Source organism: Saccharopolyspora sp. NPDC000995 (assembly GCF_053599315.1).
The window spans coordinates 1-16014 of record NZ_JBSFLZ010000148.1 but is presented as its reverse complement, the minus strand read 5'-3'; the positions used below and the strand labels follow the sequence as shown (position 1 = coordinate 16014).

At 67.0% G+C, this 16014-nt stretch carries 18 protein-coding genes and 1 pseudogene; 5 read left to right on the top strand and 14 right to left on the bottom strand.

Annotated elements, in window-relative coordinates; genetic code table 11:
* Positions 1-52: 52 nt before the first annotated feature.
* From ACWDKQ_RS31390 to ACWDKQ_RS31335, 12 genes and pseudogenes are all read right to left on the bottom strand, one after another.
* Complete coding sequence (locus ACWDKQ_RS31390; RefSeq protein WP_450142385.1) at positions 53-1165, bottom strand: ISL3 family transposase; 1113 nt, start codon at positions 1163-1165, stop codon at positions 53-55.
* 556 nt (positions 1166-1721) lie between these two features.
* Positions 1722-2088: pseudogene (locus ACWDKQ_RS31385) on the bottom strand (hypothetical protein); the annotation flags it as partial.
* Positions 2085-2543: a hypothetical protein gene (locus tag ACWDKQ_RS31380; RefSeq protein WP_450142384.1), complete on the bottom strand. Its 459-nt coding sequence runs from the start codon at positions 2541-2543 to the stop codon at positions 2085-2087. The pseudogene ACWDKQ_RS31385 and the gene ACWDKQ_RS31380, both read right to left, overlap by 4 nt.
* A gap of 259 nt (positions 2544-2802) precedes the next feature.
* A complete protein-coding gene (locus ACWDKQ_RS31375) occupies positions 2803-3699 on the bottom strand; it encodes a TauD/TfdA dioxygenase family protein (RefSeq protein ID WP_450142383.1) in 897 nt (298 codons plus the stop codon).
* Between the two features lie 13 nt (positions 3700-3712).
* Positions 3713-5122, bottom strand: a complete 1410-nt coding sequence (locus tag ACWDKQ_RS31370; RefSeq protein WP_450142382.1) for an LLM class flavin-dependent oxidoreductase — start codon at positions 5120-5122, stop codon at positions 3713-3715.
* Positions 5119-5967, bottom strand: a complete 849-nt coding sequence (locus tag ACWDKQ_RS31365) for an ABC transporter permease (protein WP_450142381.1) — start codon at positions 5965-5967, stop codon at positions 5119-5121. Before ACWDKQ_RS31365 ends, ACWDKQ_RS31370 begins: the two co-directional genes overlap by 4 nt.
* Positions 5964-6752: an ABC transporter ATP-binding protein gene (locus tag ACWDKQ_RS31360; RefSeq protein WP_450142380.1), complete on the bottom strand. Its 789-nt coding sequence runs from the start codon at positions 6750-6752 to the stop codon at positions 5964-5966. The genes ACWDKQ_RS31365 and ACWDKQ_RS31360 overlap by 4 nt, the downstream gene beginning before the upstream one ends.
* Entirely contained in the window at positions 6749-7792 is a 1044-nt protein-coding gene (locus ACWDKQ_RS31355; protein WP_450142379.1) for an ABC transporter substrate-binding protein, read from the bottom strand. The genes ACWDKQ_RS31360 and ACWDKQ_RS31355 overlap by 4 nt, the downstream gene beginning before the upstream one ends.
* A gap of 137 nt (positions 7793-7929) precedes the next feature.
* On the bottom strand, positions 7930-9066 hold the full coding sequence (locus ACWDKQ_RS31350; protein ID WP_450142378.1) for an ROK family protein: 1137 nt from the start codon (positions 9064-9066) through the stop codon (positions 7930-7932).
* Positions 9067-9205: 139 nt separating this feature from the next.
* Entirely contained in the window at positions 9206-9286 is an 81-nt protein-coding gene (locus tag ACWDKQ_RS31345) for a putative leader peptide (protein WP_450142386.1), read from the bottom strand.
* A 299-nt stretch (positions 9287-9585) separates the two neighbouring features.
* On the bottom strand, positions 9586-9750 hold the full coding sequence (locus ACWDKQ_RS31340) for a zinc ribbon domain-containing protein (RefSeq protein ID WP_450142377.1): 165 nt from the start codon (positions 9748-9750) through the stop codon (positions 9586-9588).
* A 324-nt stretch (positions 9751-10074) separates the two neighbouring features.
* Positions 10075-10356: a helix-turn-helix domain-containing protein gene (locus tag ACWDKQ_RS31335; protein WP_450142376.1), complete on the bottom strand. Its 282-nt coding sequence runs from the start codon at positions 10354-10356 to the stop codon at positions 10075-10077.
* A gap of 29 nt (positions 10357-10385) precedes the next feature.
* On the opposite strand from ACWDKQ_RS31335, the gene ACWDKQ_RS31330 reads away from it, so the two are divergent.
* Positions 10386-11156 (top strand): ISAs1 family transposase, encoded by a 771-nt coding sequence (locus tag ACWDKQ_RS31330; RefSeq protein WP_450142375.1) that lies wholly within the window; start codon positions 10386-10388, stop codon positions 11154-11156.
* Between the two features lie 249 nt (positions 11157-11405).
* Positions 11406-12011, top strand: coding sequence for a cadmium resistance transporter (locus ACWDKQ_RS31325; RefSeq protein ID WP_190816504.1), 606 nt, complete (start codon positions 11406-11408; stop codon positions 12009-12011).
* Between the two features lie 38 nt (positions 12012-12049).
* On the opposite strand, the gene ACWDKQ_RS31320 is transcribed toward ACWDKQ_RS31325, so the two are convergent.
* Both ACWDKQ_RS31320 and ACWDKQ_RS31315 read right to left on the bottom strand, forming a co-directional pair.
* The gene (locus tag ACWDKQ_RS31320) at positions 12050-12274 is read right to left on the bottom strand and encodes a hypothetical protein (protein ID WP_450142374.1); all 225 of its coding nucleotides are present in this window, start codon (positions 12272-12274) and stop codon (positions 12050-12052) included.
* A gap of 100 nt (positions 12275-12374) precedes the next feature.
* On the bottom strand, positions 12375-12599 hold the full coding sequence (locus ACWDKQ_RS31315) for a hypothetical protein (RefSeq protein WP_450142373.1): 225 nt from the start codon (positions 12597-12599) through the stop codon (positions 12375-12377).
* 230 nt (positions 12600-12829) lie between these two features.
* Between ACWDKQ_RS31315 and ACWDKQ_RS31310 the strand changes: the two genes are divergently transcribed.
* From ACWDKQ_RS31310 to ACWDKQ_RS31300, 3 genes are all read left to right on the top strand, one after another.
* Entirely contained in the window at positions 12830-13075 is a 246-nt protein-coding gene (locus ACWDKQ_RS31310) for an enoyl-CoA hydratase-related protein (protein ID WP_450142372.1), read from the top strand.
* A gap of 608 nt (positions 13076-13683) precedes the next feature.
* The gene (locus ACWDKQ_RS31305; protein ID WP_450142371.1) at positions 13684-14487 is read left to right on the top strand and encodes a hypothetical protein; all 804 of its coding nucleotides are present in this window, start codon (positions 13684-13686) and stop codon (positions 14485-14487) included.
* Positions 14487-16014: WXG100-like domain-containing protein (locus tag ACWDKQ_RS31300; protein ID WP_450142370.1), on the top strand; the 1528-nt coding region annotated here is incomplete at its 3' end. The genes ACWDKQ_RS31305 and ACWDKQ_RS31300, both read left to right, overlap by 1 nt.

The window sequence follows — 16014 nt, the reverse complement described above, 5'->3', positions numbered from 1 at the left end:
TCCTCTTGGGATGCGTTGGAGTCGCAAACCCAAGCAGGATAAGGCCTTTGCCTTACCTCAGGCCGGATCTACCCACCCGACACGCTTGATGAAGGTCTAGCAGGCTGGCCCGGGCGATCGCCTTGCCGAGAAGCTCGTCAACCGTGCCGGCGCGAGCGAAGCGCCGCACGGTCTTGCGGTCCAGCGACAGCTGCCTGCTGATGGTGGAGATCGTCTCGCCGCGCTCCACCAGCTCCTGGATCGCGGCATAGCGTTCCCGGGTACGGATCACCAGTCGCGACTCGACGGATTCGGGCATCGTGGCGTCCGGCTCATCGGGGGCCGCCTCTTGCTCCGAGACGCCGGCACTGTAGCCATCGAGTTGTTCGGGCTTGATACAGGTGCGGTGGCGCCCGACGGCCTTTTCGACGTAGTCGCCCAGGTTGCGCCACAGATGCCAGCGGTCGGCTACCTGGATGGCGTTCGGGGCGCCGGCCTTGGCCCCTTCGGCGTAGGTGCTGGCGCGGTCACGGCAGATCACCTCGGCGCCAAGATGCTTCCGCAGCCACTGGGCCAGTGGCTCGGCCTCGCGACCGTCCAGCAGGTCGATCGCCTTGCCGGTGTCGATATCGACCAGGATCGTGCCGTACACGTGCCGCTTGCGCAGAGCGAAGTCATCGACGCCGAGCACTGCCGGGGCGGTCGTGGTCTCCGGCTCCGGCAGGGCCCGCACCAAGCGCAGCAGCGTCGTCCGATCCACCTCGATACCCAAGCTCGCGGCCAGGCGCGCCCCGGCCCGCCCCGCCAACGCCAAACCCACCTGCCCCAACACCGCCAGCAACGGAATCGTCCGCCGTCGATACGGCTCGGACAGACCGTCGACCTGCTCGGCATACGTCTTCGCCGTGCACCGAGCATCCAGGCACACAAACCGTCGGACCGTCAACGCGATGACCACCGGTCGCCTACCGAGCACACCATCGGACAAGCGGCGCACGTAACGGCTATGCACCCGACCAGACCGCACCCCGCACGCGGGGCAGGACACCTCGGCCGTGCGCGACCGAGCACAGATCGTCACGCTGTCGGATCCGCACTCCACTCGCTCCACACACAACCCGCCCAGGTGGGGCAGCAACTCTTTAAGATCAACAGAGCACCAAGCAACATGATTAACAACCGCCATCACCATCCGTCCCCGGGGTCACGGAAACCGCGCCAGAGCCGATTCACATGAGCGCCGTCAGAGATGATCCACACGCCATAAGTCGCCATAAGTAGCGGATCACGCAATAGGCGGGAAGCCGTGGGGCCAAGGCTCGCTGGACATCGATCCGTTTTGCCAGGGTTCATCACCCTCGCCTCGTGCTGCGTCTAGCCGTGGGCAGCGTTGGCACGTTGTCCAGCCGTCTTGGATGGCTCCTCGTGGTAGCGGCTCAGCGAGTGTCGCCGGCGGCCTCCGGATCTCGTGCTCGGTCTGCTTGGGCTCGAACAAGTTGGCTGAACTCGGCAGGGCAGGTGAGGGCGATGTTGGCGGTTCGACATGCCTCGATGAGCGCCCAGTCGTTCACGGGATGCTCGGTCGCAACGACCGTACGGACGGTCCGGTCCGCAGTGGCGAGTTCACTGCGGTAGTGCAGCACTTGGCCGATCGCTACTCTGACTTGGCGGACCTCGTTGCTCGCGGTGGTGCTCTTGACCTCGGCGATCCATAGTTCGTCGCCGTGCTGCCAGGCGCCGTCAACAGCATCGTACGCTGCCTTGCCGTAACTCGCCTGCAACAACTGGGTCGGCCACGTTCAACGCCAACGTGACCACGCTCGCGAAGATCAGCAGCCGGCGGGCCGGGCGCAGCAAGTCCGCGGAGGCACCCTTGAGCGCCAGGTGACGAGTGCCGAGGATGAGCCCGAGGATCGACAGGTCGACAGCAGGTGCGACGAGGGGCGCGACCCAGACGGTTACGCCGAGCGGGAGGGCAAGGTTGAGGACGTTGCCGAAGCCGAAGAGGAAGGTGAGTCCGACGACGACGCCCATGATCACGGTTACGGCCTGCACGACGGAGGCCCCGTCCGAAGCTGGTCGCGTCGACACGGCTGCACGCCTGGTCATCGAGCATAACCTGCTTCGACGCGTTGGCGGCCGCGGGTGTCTCGGGTGGGGACGCCTCGTTCACGCAGCTTGTTCAGCACGGTGGTGTGGTTGACGCCCAGATGGTCGCCGACTCGGGCGAGGGACCAACCGAGCTTGTAGAGGTGAACGGCGTCGTCGACCTGCTCGGGCGTGAGGCCGCGGCGGCGCATCGGCACGCCGTGTCGGTGGAGGATGGTGCTGACCGTGCGCCGTTCGATGCCGAACCGGTCGCCGAGTTCGTACACCGTCGCGCCCGACTGATAGTCGGCGATCAGCTGCTCGACTTGGTCGGGGCCGAGTTGCCGGGCGCGGCCGGGGCGGTCGCGCTTGATCGACGTCGGCTCGGGAGTATCGAGGCTGGGAAGCTTCTCGCGGAGCTCTTCCAGTGCTCTGGCCTGGTCTTTTGTGTTCGAGTAAGGTCCCCTAACCTCCACCGGGTTCTAGTACCTTCCCCCAAGGTATCTACGGCGGTACCTCGCGGGCGTTACTACAACACTGGGGTTGGCGTTACTCCGCTGGTGCGAAGTTGTTTTGTGTACGACTGTCTGCGGCATGCGAGGTCCCGGCTCGGCGACAGATCACGCTGTCGTGCGGGTACCGGGGCGTTCCGTCGGAAACCTGCTCTGGTCGCTACTCCGTGAAGGCCTCCTTACCGGAATCGAGCGCGGTAGGGAGGCCTTCAGGGACGAACGGCTATGCGACGGTCGTGTAGTGCGAAGCGTCGCCTTCGAGCGACGCGCTGGGTTCGCCGTCGACGCCGACCGGGACGTCACCGGCCACGGTGACCCGGTGCAGCCGCCGCGGCAGGTCGTCGTAGTTGTCGACGGCGTAGTGCTGGGTGATGCGGTTGTCGAACAGCACCAGTTGGTTTGGCTCCCACATCACCCGCACCACGTTCTCCGGCCGGGTCACGTATGACTGGAGCAGCCGCAGCAGATCACGGGAATCGTTCACCGAAAGTCCGACAATCCGCTGCGCGAACCCGCCGATGAACAGGCCGTGCTCCCCGGTGGCCGGGTGCACACGGACCACCGGGTGCGCGGTCCGGTACTTCGTCGAGACGAACACCGCCCGGCGCTCTTTCGTTTTTTCGTCCAGGGTCTCCGGCGGCTGAACGTAGTCGTAGTCGTTCGTGTGCACTGCGCGGAGCGTGTTCGCGAAAGCGCGGAGAGCCTCCGGCAGGTCGCGGTACGCCGCGGCAGTGTTGGCGATCAGTGTTTCGCCGCCATACGGCGGTACGACCAGGCTCCGCAGGGTGCTCGCCTTCGGCGGGTTGTGCACGAAGGTGACGTCGGTGTGCCAGTGATTGGCGCGGCCCTCTTCGCTGTCGACCGGTAGGACGGTTGGCGCGCCGTCCACGGCCGGGACGGTCGGGTGCGCCTTCGTAAGCTCGCCGAAGTACCGGGCGAAGCGCTGTTGTCCGGCGTCGTCGAGTGAGACGTCGCGGAACACCAGTGCCTTGTGCTCGTGCAGTGCCTCGGTCAGGAAGGTCACCTGGTCGGCGTCCAGGTCTGCGGCTGGATCGAGGCCGACGATCTCGGCGCCGATCCGCCCGGTGATCTTGCGGATGTCGATGCTGACTGCGGTCATGCAGCGTACTCCTTCACTCGGTTGCGGTTACTGTGCCGTTCGTTGCCAATCCGACGGCAGCCACGGCGGAACGGGTTTCTACGAGCAGATCGGCTGCGGACCGTGTCCGCCTACTCTCGGTCGGATTGGCAACGGGACGTGCGAGGCCGTAGTGCTCGCGCAGGGTGGTGCCGGTGTACTCGGTGCGGAACAGCCCGCGCCGCCGCAGTTCCGGGACGACGAGATCGACGAAGTCGTCGAGCCCGCCAGGCAGGGCTGCGGGCATGATGTTGAAGCCGTCCGCGGCTCCGCCGGTGAACCACTGCTCGAGCTCGTCGGCGACCTGCATCGGGGTGCCGGCGAACACGCGGTGCCCGCGTCCGCCGGCGAGCCGCTCGATGAGCTGCCGGATGGTCAGGTCTTCGCGCCGTGCGAGACCCACGATCAGGTCGAACCGGCTTTGCGCGCCCTCGGTGTAGGTGCCGACGTCGGGCAGCGGACCGTCCAGTGGATATCGCGTGACGTCGTGGTCGAGCAATGTGGACAGTTGGCGCAGCCCGTACTGTGGCGTGATCAGCGCGTTCAGTTCGGCTTCGCGCTCGTGCGCTTCGGCCTCGGTCCGGCCGAGGATCGGCGAGATACCGGGCAGGATCTTGATCTCGCCCGGAGAGCGGCCGTACTTGGCCATCCTGTCCTTGACGTCGTCGTAGAACGCCTTGCCCTCGGCGAATGTCTGCTGCGCGGTGAACACGGCCTCGGCGTGCCGCGCCGCGTACTCCTTTCCGGTCTCCGACGAACCGGCCTGGACGAGCAGCGGATAGCCCTGCATCGGCCGCGGGATGTTCAGCGGACCGTGCACTTGAAAGTGCTCGCCGCAGTGCTCGATCGGACGAATGAGATCGGTGTCGGCGTAGATCCCGTTGGCCTTGTCCAGTATGGCGGCGTCGTCGTCCCAGCTGTCCCAGAGCTTCTTGACGACCTCGAGGAACTCGGTTGCCCGCTCGTAGCGCAGCGCGTGCGCCGGCCGCGCATCGCGGTTGAAATTGCGGGCCTCGTCGGCGCCCGCGGAGGTGACGATGTTCCAGCCCGCGCGGCCGCCGGAGAGGTGGTCGAGCGACGCGAACTTGCGGGCCAGGTGGTAGGGCTCATTGTAGGTCGTCGACGCGGTCGCGATCAGGCCGATGTGCTCGGTCGTCGCGGCCAGCGCCGACAGCAGGGTCAGCGGCTCGAAATGGCTGTGCGAGTTGTGGCGGACGTTGCCCGCGAGCGCGACGGCGTCGGCGAGGAACAGCGAATCCAGCTTGCCCCGCTCGGCCGTCCGCGCGATGTCCACATAGTGGCGCAGGGTTCTCGCGCGGTGCGGGTCGGTTCGGGGATGCCGCCAGGCGGCTTCGTGATGGCCGTTGGGCATCACGAAGGCGTTGAGGTGGAGCTGCCCGCTCATTTCTTCTCCTTGGGCCGCCAGGTTGAGAATCGCCGCTCGAGCACGACAAACCCCTGGTTGACGATCAGTCCGAGCACCGAGACCGTGATGATCCCGGCGTACATCTGGGTGATCTGGAAGTTGACCTGGCTGGTGTTGATCAGGTATCCGAGCCCGGCCTTCGCGCCGACCATCTCGGCCGCGATCAGGACGAGGAGCGAGTACGAGGCCGCCATCCGGATCCCGGTGAACACCGTCGGCACCGCCGAGGGCAGGATCACCTTCCGGAACAGCTGCGCGCTGGACAGGCCTAGCGACCGGGCCGCCTTGACCAGCAACGGGTCCACGGTGTTCACCCCGGCGATCGTGTTGAGCAGCACCGGCCACACGCACGCGTAGACGACCAGGGTGACCTTCGACAGTTCGCCGATGCCGAGCAGGAGCGTGAAAACCGGCAGCAGGGCCAGCGCCGCGGTGTTGCGGGCGAGTTCGAGCAGTGGCTGCAGGAACTTCGCGAGCCGTGCGTACCAGCCGATCACCAGCCCGAGTGGCACCGCAACCGCCACTGCGACGGCGAATCCCGCGGCGGATCGTCCGACACTGGCCACCAAGTGGTCGGCGAGTTGGCCGTCGAGGATCAGCTCCCAGAGCGCCTGCAGGTCTTCGGAGACCGGTGGCAGGAAGACCCGGGTGTCCTCGCTAAGCAGGTACCGGGGGACGAGCTCCCACAACGCGAAGAACAACGCGACGGCGACCCAGCCATGTGTGAGCCATCCCAGTGCCGCGGTGACCTTCTTGCGTTGCTTGGGTTTTTCCACGGGCGGAACCTCCGTGCGGACGGCCGGTGCTTCCAGCATCGTGCTCACCGTGCGACACTCCTTTCGGTCTCGTCGGCTTTGCGGACCTCGTCGTGCAGTAGCTCCCACAGCTGGTGGCGGTGCCGCCCGAACGCCGGATCCGAGCGCAGATCACGCCCGTCGGAGCGGTCGCCGAGGTCGATGTCCACGACGTCCTTGAGCCGCCCTGGACGCGAAGTCAGCACCGCGACCTGCTGTCCTAAATAGACGGCTTCGTCGATGCCGTGCGTGATGAACACGATCGTCTTGCCGGTGCGCCGCCAGATCCGCACCAGCTCGTCCTGCAGCAGTTCGCGGGTCTGCGCGTCCAGCGCCGCGAACGGTTCGTCCATCAGCATCACGGCGGGGTCGTAGGCGAGGCTCCGCGCGATCGCGACCCGCTGCTTCATCCCGCCGGACAGCTCGTGCGGATACCGGTCCTCGAAGCCGGAAAGCCCCACCAGATCGAGATATTCGCGAGCTCGCTCCGCCCGTTGCCGCTTGTTCAGCGACCCGCCCTCGAGCCCGAACTCGACATTGGCGCGCGCGGTCCGCCACGGGAACAGCGCATACTGCTGGAACACGACCCCGCGGTCGAGTCCCGGCCCGCTCACCGGCGCACCGTCGATGAGAACCTCGCCCGAGGTCGGCTTGGCGAGTCCGCCGAGCAGGTCGAGCAGCGTCGACTTGCCCGATCCGCTGGGCCCGACCAGCGAGAGGAAGGTGCCGTCGGCGATGTCGAGGGAGACGTCGTCGAGGGCGATCAGGGAGCCGAAGGTCTTGGTCACGGAGCGGATACTGATCTTCGCGGTCATTTCGCCACCGCCGGTGCACCGTCGCGGTAGGGGTTGAATTCGTTGGTGTAGAGCTTCGACGTGTCGATGCGGGCGCCCTTGATGAAGCCCTGCTGCTTGAGCCAGGGCTCCCACAACGTGAAGTCCTTGTCGCTGATCAGGCCGCCGTGGGTGATACCGACGCTCTTCCAGTACTGCAGGGTGCTCGTGTCCTCGTTGCGGCCGCGAGCGTTGATGATCTTGGTGAACTCGGCGATGACCTGGTCGCGTGGTGTGCTGCGCTCCCACTCGATCGCACGGGCCACGGCGGAGACGAAGATCTTCGTGGTCTCCGGGTACTTCTTGATGAAGTCGTTGCGCAGCACGTACGGGCCGCCGTTGTACGGGCCGAACGCCTGGACGTCGCTGATCAGCGAGCGCAGTCCGCCGGTGGCGACCGCGTGGTCCTGGTTGACGGCCTGCAGCGCGGCGACGTCGAGCTGGCCGTAGCGCAGCGCCTGCTCGGCGTTCAGCGGCGGGATCACCACCAGCTGGACCTGCTTGATCTCGGCGTCGGTGAGGCCCTGGTTGTGCAGCCAGGTGTCCAGCACGGCTTCGAGGTTGGCGCCCACCGTGTTGACGCCGACCTTCTTGCCGATCAGATCGCGCGCGGTCCGGATCGGGCTGTCGTCCTTGGTGTAGAAGCCGAGGAAGGACTTGTCGTCGGAGCCGTAGTAGTTGACCACCGCCTTGATCGGAGCGCCGGCCTCGACGAGCTTCACCACCGCGCCGGTGAAGGCGCCGCCGAAGTCGGTCTGGTCGGTGGCGACGGACTGGATGTCCTGCGGGCCGCTGATGGTGTTGCCAACCCACTTGAGCTTGACCGGCCCGAAGTAGCCGAGATCCGCGGCGAGTTCGGGCAGGCTCACGGCGTTCGCGCTGCCCTGGTAGCGAAGCTCGAGTTTTTCCGGTTGCCCGGGAGCAGTGGTCGCCGGTGCGGAAGCGCACCCGGCCAGCACCACTCCGGCGAGGAACGCGGCGAGGCCAAGCAGGGCCCGGCTCTTTCTGAGTGGCTTGTGCACGGTGGAACTACTTTCGGTCGGGAGAATCGGCGGACCCGGCGAGCGTGCGGCGCTCGTGTTTACCGGGGGGATGCGCACAATGTTTCTCGGCCACCACGACGACGGTCAACATTGCGACTTTCTGAATTAACTGGATCTCACGATGCGCGCATCAAGCGCGTCAGCAGCGGCCCGAGCGGGTCGCCGAGGAGCGCGTCGAGCAGCACCGCACCGCCCGCGGTGGCCAACTCGAAGCCAGGAAAGCTCGTCGCGGCAACGGTTTCGTCCGGTTCGGCACAGACGCGGGAGCGGATCCGAACCTCCTCCCAGATTGCGGGAAGGCAACCCGGGACCTGGTTTATGCTCTGATCCACGACGATGAGAATTGCCGGATTGAAGACGTCGATCAACAGGGCGGTGGCTTGGCCGATGAAGCGCGCCCGATCGACGAAAAGCCGGGTGGCGGCAGAATCGCCGGTTTTGGCGAGCGCGAGCAATTCGGGAAATGACGCATCGGCGAGAAGGCCGCTCTCAACAGCCTTGCGCGTAAGGGTCTGTTCGGACACGGTCGCTTCGAGGCAGCCGGTCCGCCCGCAGTGGCACGGCTCGCTGCTGTCGTCGACCCGCAGGTGCGCCACCGCGCCGGCTGCCGAGCGCGGCCCGTGATGCACGGTGTCGCCGATGGCGAACGCGGCGTCGACGACGTTGCCGGTGAACAGCTGGACGACGCTTTCCCGCGTCCGGGGCTGGCCGAACAGCCGTTCCGCGTGGACGAGCGCGCGCGAATGGCTGTCGACCTCGACCGTCAGCCCGGTGGCGGCGGTCAGCAGTTCCCGCACGCGCACGTTGTGCCAGCCCAGCGGGCGGTGTTCGATCAGGGTCCCGGATTCGCGGTCGACCCAGCCACCGGTGGCAACGCCCAGCCCGACCGGCTCGCGATCTCCGGCGTGTTCGAGCAGCAGGTCGTCCAGGATCTCCGCGGCCCGGGCGAGCAGCTCGTCGGCGCCGAGGCCGTCGTGCGGTTCCTTGTGTTGCACCAGGACGTTGCCGCGCAGGTCGAGCAATGCGACCGTGGCGTGGTGCAGGGCCAGATGCAGGCCGCAGACGACATGGCGCGCGGTGTCGAGATCAACCGGCACGTGCGGCCGGCCCATCGCCTTCGGCCCGCCGACCTCGGGCAGCTCACGCAGCACGCCGAGCCGGGTCAGCTCGGCGCAGTGCCCGGTCACCGCGGCGGGGGACAGCCCCGTCCGCCGCGCGATCGCGCTGCGGGCGATCGGGCCGTGATCGAGCACCGTGCGGAGCACCAAGCTGGCGCTGACGCTTCTCCGTAAGCCGCTGGCACCCGTTCTTGGTGGATCACTAGGCCTCGCGGGCCGCGAACCGGTGCGGTGCATGACCTTCCCTTCGGCCGCTTGACTGGACTCGGGGTGCTCAGCACCGACAGATCGCGCCCGCCTGCCGCCGCAGGTCGACGTGGCGCCGCGAGGCCAAACCCGCTGCCTGGGAAGTCATGAACCGATCGTGGCAGACCCCGGGGCGGTTTCCCAGCATGTTCCGCAGCCGCTCAGCATGTGGACGAGGTCGTTGCCCGCCACCCGGCGCCGTCGGTGGCGGGCGTGCGTCCGGGTCCGGAGTTCTTCGCGGCCGGCTGACACCGGGTCCGGTCGATCTTCCGCGAGATCATGCGGGCGGTAGGCGGGACCACTCCGTTCATGTTCGGGACCGGCCGTGGCTGTCTCGGGTAGGGCCGCGTTCTCGTAGCCGGTTGAGCACGGTGGTCGGGTCGACGTTCAGGTGCTCGCCGATTCGCGTCAGTGACCAGCCAGAGCGTTGAGCCGCTTGGCGTCGCACTTGCTGGAGTCGTAGCGGGCGCGGGTGAAGCAGGTGTAGTACCGGTAGGTCTTGCTCCGGCCGGCGGCCCGGGTGCCGAGCATGGCTTTGCCGCACTGCGGGCTGTGCATGCGCCCGGTGAGCATGTAGTCGTAACCGGAGGCGGCGCGGGTGGGAGTGGTCTTCGCCGCGTTCGGCGAGGATGCGTTCGGCGTGCTCGAAGGTTTCGCTGTCGACTAGTGTGTCGCGCCGGAAATTGGCGTGTTAAGTCGTTACGATGGTTGTTGTGTCTCGAACTGGGCGTCCGAAAGCGGAGTTGGTGTTGACCGATGCCGAGCGTGGGCAGTTGGTTCGGTGGTCGCGGCGGGCGAAGTCGTCGGCAAGGACGTCACCGACCCACGGCGCTCGCGGGTGGAGTCTCATAGGGTCTGCCACGGGTGCTGTCGACCGCGTAGCGCAAGGGCCGTCGTTTACTCCAACTCCATCGTGCGCTCGAGGTCCAGGGCCAGGCGTAGCGCCAGACTGGCGGGGCCGAGGTGGCGGCCGAGGATTGTCTCCGCGCGCTGAACGCGTTGGGTCACGGTGTTGGGATGGATGCCCGAGGCGCTGACCGCACCGGTCGGGCTCGCGTGTGCGTCCATGTAGTGCCGCAGCGTCTTGATCAGACGTTCGCCGTCTTCGTGGCTGCGCAGTGCCCCGAGGTGGTCCTCGACGAACCGCGCGGCCATCTCCTGGTCCTGCGTGGCGAGCACGGTGACCGCGACGTCGGGGAACCGGGTCGGTGCGGGAGTGTGGAGCGCTGTCAGGTCGACGCACGACAGGGCTTCCTGGTGGGTGTGGTGGAACCCGCGGATTCCGCGGCGCGGGGTTCCACACCGCCGGGAAGCTGGTGCATCTGCTCTCCGGGCTGTGCCAGCGCAGCAAAGCCGTGCTCGCCCAGACCGCCGTCGGCGCCAAGACCAACGAAATCCCCGTACTGGCCGCGCTTCTGGGCACTCTCGACATCACCAATGCGGTCATCACCGCCGACGCCATGCACTGCCAGCGCGACACCGCCCAGATCATCCGCGATCGCGGCGGCCACTACATCCTCACAGTGAAAGCCAACCAGCCCACCTTAAGGAAAAGAGTGAAATCACTTCCTTGGAAAGACATTCCCTCCCTGTCAGTGACTCGCGAACGCGGCCACGGCCGCCAGGACACCCGCACCCTGAAAGCACCGAACTCACCACGGGCATCGGGTTCCCCGGCGCCGCTGAGGTCCTGCGACTCACCCGGACCCGCACCAACCGCAAGACCGGCAAACATACCCGCGAAACCATCTACGCCATCACCAGTCTCACCGTCACCGACGCCGGACCCGAACAGATCGCCACATGGTTGCGCGGACACTGGTCGATGTCGCTCGTTCGCCGCCATGAACGTACGTAGGTCGATGCCACCGGCCGGCGGGTCGGAGCCCACGTACCGAAAGCTGCGTCCAATCTCAACGACCGCCGTCTCGGCCGACCGGAGATCGTCCATTCGCTGCGGCGGGCCGGGACACCATTGAGGTGCGAAGACGCCGCCCACGTTGGGCTGGCGAGCATGGCCATGACCTCCAGCCGTCTCGCTGTGTCCGGCTTAGCCTGGGGCGGTGCCCGTGACGTCTAGGGGAGGCCTGCATGGGCGGTGTTGACCACGATGTGCTGCTGGCCCGCATAGGCGGTCATGCGGCTGCGGGCCGTCCATTTCACGGCGCTCCGAGTGGGGGCGCCTGTCCGGCATCGACGCCATTGCCCAAACCTCGTGGCGGTTGAGCATGGAGGGGCCGGCGGGCACGATCATCACGGCCGCGGGCTTGTTCGCGGTCACCAACATCGACGGTCTGATCGTGCTGACCGCGCTGTTCATGGCTTCGGCCAGCGGCTTGCCACGGCCATGGCAGATCGTCCTCGGCCAGTACCTCGGCTTCACGGTGATGGTCATCATCAGCGTGCTCGCGGCTGCCGGGCTGGTCTTCGTTCCCGACCGCTGGGTTGGCCTGATCGGAGCGCTCCCGCTAGGACTGGGCGCGTGGGGGCTGGTGCGCGCCCGCGCCGACCCGGCCGAGGAAACGTCGTCGTGGGTGGGGACCTTCTCCTCAGTAGTCGGCGTGATTCTCGCCAACGGCGCGGACAACATTTCGGTGTATATCCCGCTATTCGCAGTGCTTCCGCCAGACAGAATCGCGGTCACCATCGCCGTGTTCTTCGTCTTGGTCGGTGTGTGGTGCGCCGCCGCACGGCTGCTCGGGGGAAATAAGAAGGTCGTGTCCGCGCTGGTAAGCGTAGGGCGCTGGCTCGTGCCGGTGGTGTTCATGGCCATCGGCATTGCCATCCTGATCAAGACCGGTGTGGTGCCCCGGCTCCTTGGCTTCTCGCCCTGAATCGGCTGAAGCAGGTGCCTCCGCGTGGGAGGCAGGCGTTAGTTGAGCCGGATAACGATTCCGGTCAGGCCGTTCAGCACCGCATCCAGCCCATGGCCGCTGCCGACGTCGCCCAGGCCGTGGTCGACGTCACCATTGGCCCTGCGTTGCAGGGCGCCCGCAAAGTCGCCGGCCCGGAGGCCTTCGCGCTCGACGAGCTGGGCAAGATCACCCTCGCCGCCGGTGGTGACCAGCGAACCGCCGCTGAAGCGCTCCCTGGCCAAATCCCGTACTCGGGGCGCGATCAGATCGCCGCTTAAAAGTGATCCGCTGAGGACCTCGCTCGCGGGCCTGGTCCGCGCAGATCGCGTAACCCCAGGGGGTTCAGATCTCCAGTCGCGCCTCTTCGAGGTCGAATTCCCGCACAAGCTGCCTTATCGCGTCGTTTGAGATCTCGCCCCGGTCGCGCAGGGCCACCACGGCCGTCCGCTGCACTTCGAGTACCGCGCGCACCATCTGCTGGTAGGCGAGCGACCGTTCCTCGTAACCCTCGTCGGTCATTTCCCCGCTGCGCGCGCCGAGGCGACGCTCGCGGTACTCATACGCCACGCGCAACCGGCGGACGCTGTCGTCACGCGTCCACTCCTGCTTGGCCAGCTCATCGATCCGAGCGAGCGCGGCGCGCGCAACACCAAGCAGACGGAGCTAAGCACCAAGCCCGCAGGTTCTCTCGCATATCCCGGAAATTGGCGGACAACGCCGCCCAGTACACTCGAGCAACACCGCGGTGACGCCCGAGCCCCGCGGATCCGGATATCTCCTCCTGCACTGACCGCTGCTTGGACCAGCAGGCGCCGCGCGACTCCGCTGTCGGGCATGAACCTCAAGGCATTCGCGGTCGGCAACACTCCGTCATCCCCGACCGGGGCTTCGCCGGTCTCACCCGAGCGCGACTCCGCACCCCGCTCATCGCGGTCGTCGAAGGATGGGCGCTGGGCGGCGAAAGCGAGATGGCGCTGGCCCGCGACCTGATCGTGGCCGCCGAGGACGCTGCCTTCGGCCTTCCGGAGGCAACGTCGGCCTGATCCCCCAGAAGGCGGCCTCGTCCGCCTGCCAGCACGCATCCTGCGGAACACCGCCATGGAGATCCTCCTCAGCGGTGACCACCTCTCCGCCGCGCGGCCCGAGCAATTCCGGTAGCGGTACAGAGACGTACTCAACGACGACGAATTCCCCGCATGCAGCGCAGCCTGGCCGAGTTTTCAGGTGTTCAGCACCGCCAGGTCCCCGGCCAGCGCCTGGCGTACGGCGCTTCGGGAGAACCAGGCCACTACAGGTTGTACGAGAGCAGCCGGCTCAGCACCTCATCGACGTTCATCCACCGACGGTGGCTCGGAGACGGATCGAGTCGGACCGCACCGTCGTCCCGGCCAGCGCCCGGTCGCCGGCGCTGACGACTCGCAGTCCTAGCGAACCCCACCGAGCCGAACACCCGAAAATGGCCTCGCGAGGCTTGCGCAGGACACGCACCGACCAGAGTGAGCTGGACGGTGCGGTGCGGGCCGCACCACCGCGTCGAGTGCCTCCACCGGTGGCGCACTGTGGGCGACGACGTCACGATCGCCGAGGAAATTGAGAATGACAATCGTTGTAGATAGTATCCGGTGACTCGGGGACGACGAGAGGTGGTGGGATGCCCGGAGACCGGAAAGCAGTGCTGGACGGCCCGGACATCCGGGAGCATCAGCCGGGCGGAACGACAGGCGGACGGGTCCGCGTGTGTGCTTCGGCCGGTGGCCGAGTCCGGCTATCGGTGCCCTGGCTCGTACGGCGACCCGACCTCGCCGGCTCGACGGCCGAGAAGGTCGCACGGATCGGAGGCGTTCGAGCAACGCGCGTATTCAGCCGCACCGGGAATGTCGTGGTGTGGACCGACGGCAGCAGCGAGCTCGACGGCCTGATCAACACCCTCCAGGCACCAGGCGCCGCCCATTCCCGCCGCCGGGTGCCGTCCCGGCGAGCGGCGGCGGGAATGGTCAGGGGCCGCTTGGTCGCCGGGCTGCTCGTGATCGCTGGTGCGGCAGTGGCCAGGTGCTTCCTTCGCCGGGCGCCCGTCGGGCGGGGCGCTTCGGGCGTGTTCGGCCTCGCCGCGGCGTTCATCGGCTTTCCGTTCCTCCGGCGCGCCGGTCGGGACCTGGCCATGAGGAGAGCGCCCGGCACCGATGCTCTGGTCACCGCCGCGACGGCCGTGTCGCTGGTGCTGCGCCAGAACATCGTGGCCGTCAGTGTGCTGACCGTGCTCAACCTCGGCGAACTCGTTCTCGTTGTGAGAGGCGTGTTGTGGTTCGGGAGCCAGGCGGCTGAGGTCGCCCGGCTATCGGGTATTTGCACGTCAAAGCGCCGGTGGATCCAAGGGCTGGTTCCCAGCGGGGCGGAAGGGCTGATTCCCGCATACATCGTTGCCGCGATGTGTTGTGGCGGGGTTGGGTGGGTGTGATGTTTTCGTCGATCATGGTGCCGGAGGAGGTGCGGCGGCTTTTTCAGGTGTTGACCGGTGAGGATATGACGGATGCGGATGAGGGTGTGTTGTTCGCGGTGGCGGATGCGTTGGAGTCCGGTGCGGCGGGGGTCGGGGAGATGGGCGGGTTCGTGGCGGAATTGGTGGGAAAGGTGCGGACGGAGTTTTCGGGAAAGGCGGCGGACCGGTTCGCCGATGGGTTGGATGCTTTCGATGGGCTGCTGGCCTCGGGTGAGGGGGCGTTGCGGGAGTTGGCAGTGTTCGTGCGGAACCTGGCGCGGCAGGTGCGGTATTTGAAGCTGGTGACGATTTATAGTCTGGAATTGTTGTTGTTGGAGATGGCGTGGGCGGTGTATTGGGCGGGGTTTACCGGGGGCGCGTCGATGGCGTGGCTGGCGGCGCGGATGGCGGTGATGCGGTTTTTGCTGTCGCGGTGGTGGGGCCAGTTGTTCCTGCGGTTGGCGATGGCGGCGGCCGGCGGTGTGGCGTTCAACGTGGTGCCGGATCTGCAGGCCCAGGTGCAGATGCTGGGTGAGAAATCGGCCGGGAAGTGGGACGGGAAGTTCAGTGAGCAGGCGGCGGGGATGGGGGCGTTCTCGGCGTTGGTGTCGCTGCCGTTGTCGGCGGTAGGCGGACTGGTCGGCAACGCACTGACGAAGGTGCTGGTGCGGGGGCTCGGCGACGAGGTGGACGAGAAGATCCTGGAGGCGGCGGCGAAGCGGGCGGTGGCCGAGCACGCGGAGAAGTATCCGGTGTCGGCGATGGCGCGCTTCGCCGACGTGGTGGGGGAGCACCTGGATGTGTATGCGGGAATGTCGGTGCGGGGCATGTGGTCGGCGCGGTTCGGCAGCGGGATCGGGGAGGCGCTGTCCGAGAGCTTGGGGGAGTTGTTCGGGGAGGTCGGGTATCAGGCGGCCACGGGCCAGGACGTGACCTGGAACCCGTTCTCGGTGACGGCGGGCGTGTCCGAGTCGGTGTCCAGCGGTGTGGGCAATCTGGCGGGCTTGGCGTGGCGGGGCAAACTGCACCCGCAAGGTCCGAGCCCCTACCTCGACGACACCAGCCGGCGTCCAGACACCACCACCGACGGCGGCGGATTCGACGGGGAGAAGACCCCACTGCTGGGGATAGGGCCTGGGTCGCAGACAGGGAATACCCCTGGCTCCCCGGGCAAGGACAACACGTTCGATTCCTCTGATACCTCGAAGCTGTCCGATGTCTCGAAGCTGTCCGTTGTGGACTCTGTTTTCCCGGTCGAGCCGGTGGATTCGGCTGCGGTGTCGGTGCCCTCCGGAAAAGACCTGGTGGTGTCCGCTGTCGTGGACGGCAAGGACAGTAAGGATGTTAAGGGCGGTGCTGGTAGCAGTGTGGTGGGCGGGGACGCGACGGGTGGTGTTCCGGCGGTGCGGGACTACGGGCAGCACCGGCCGGGTACGCCGCCACCTGCATATCCTTATGAGGAACTGGGTTTTGGCCCGGACCGGTCGGTGACGCCGCCTCCGCCGT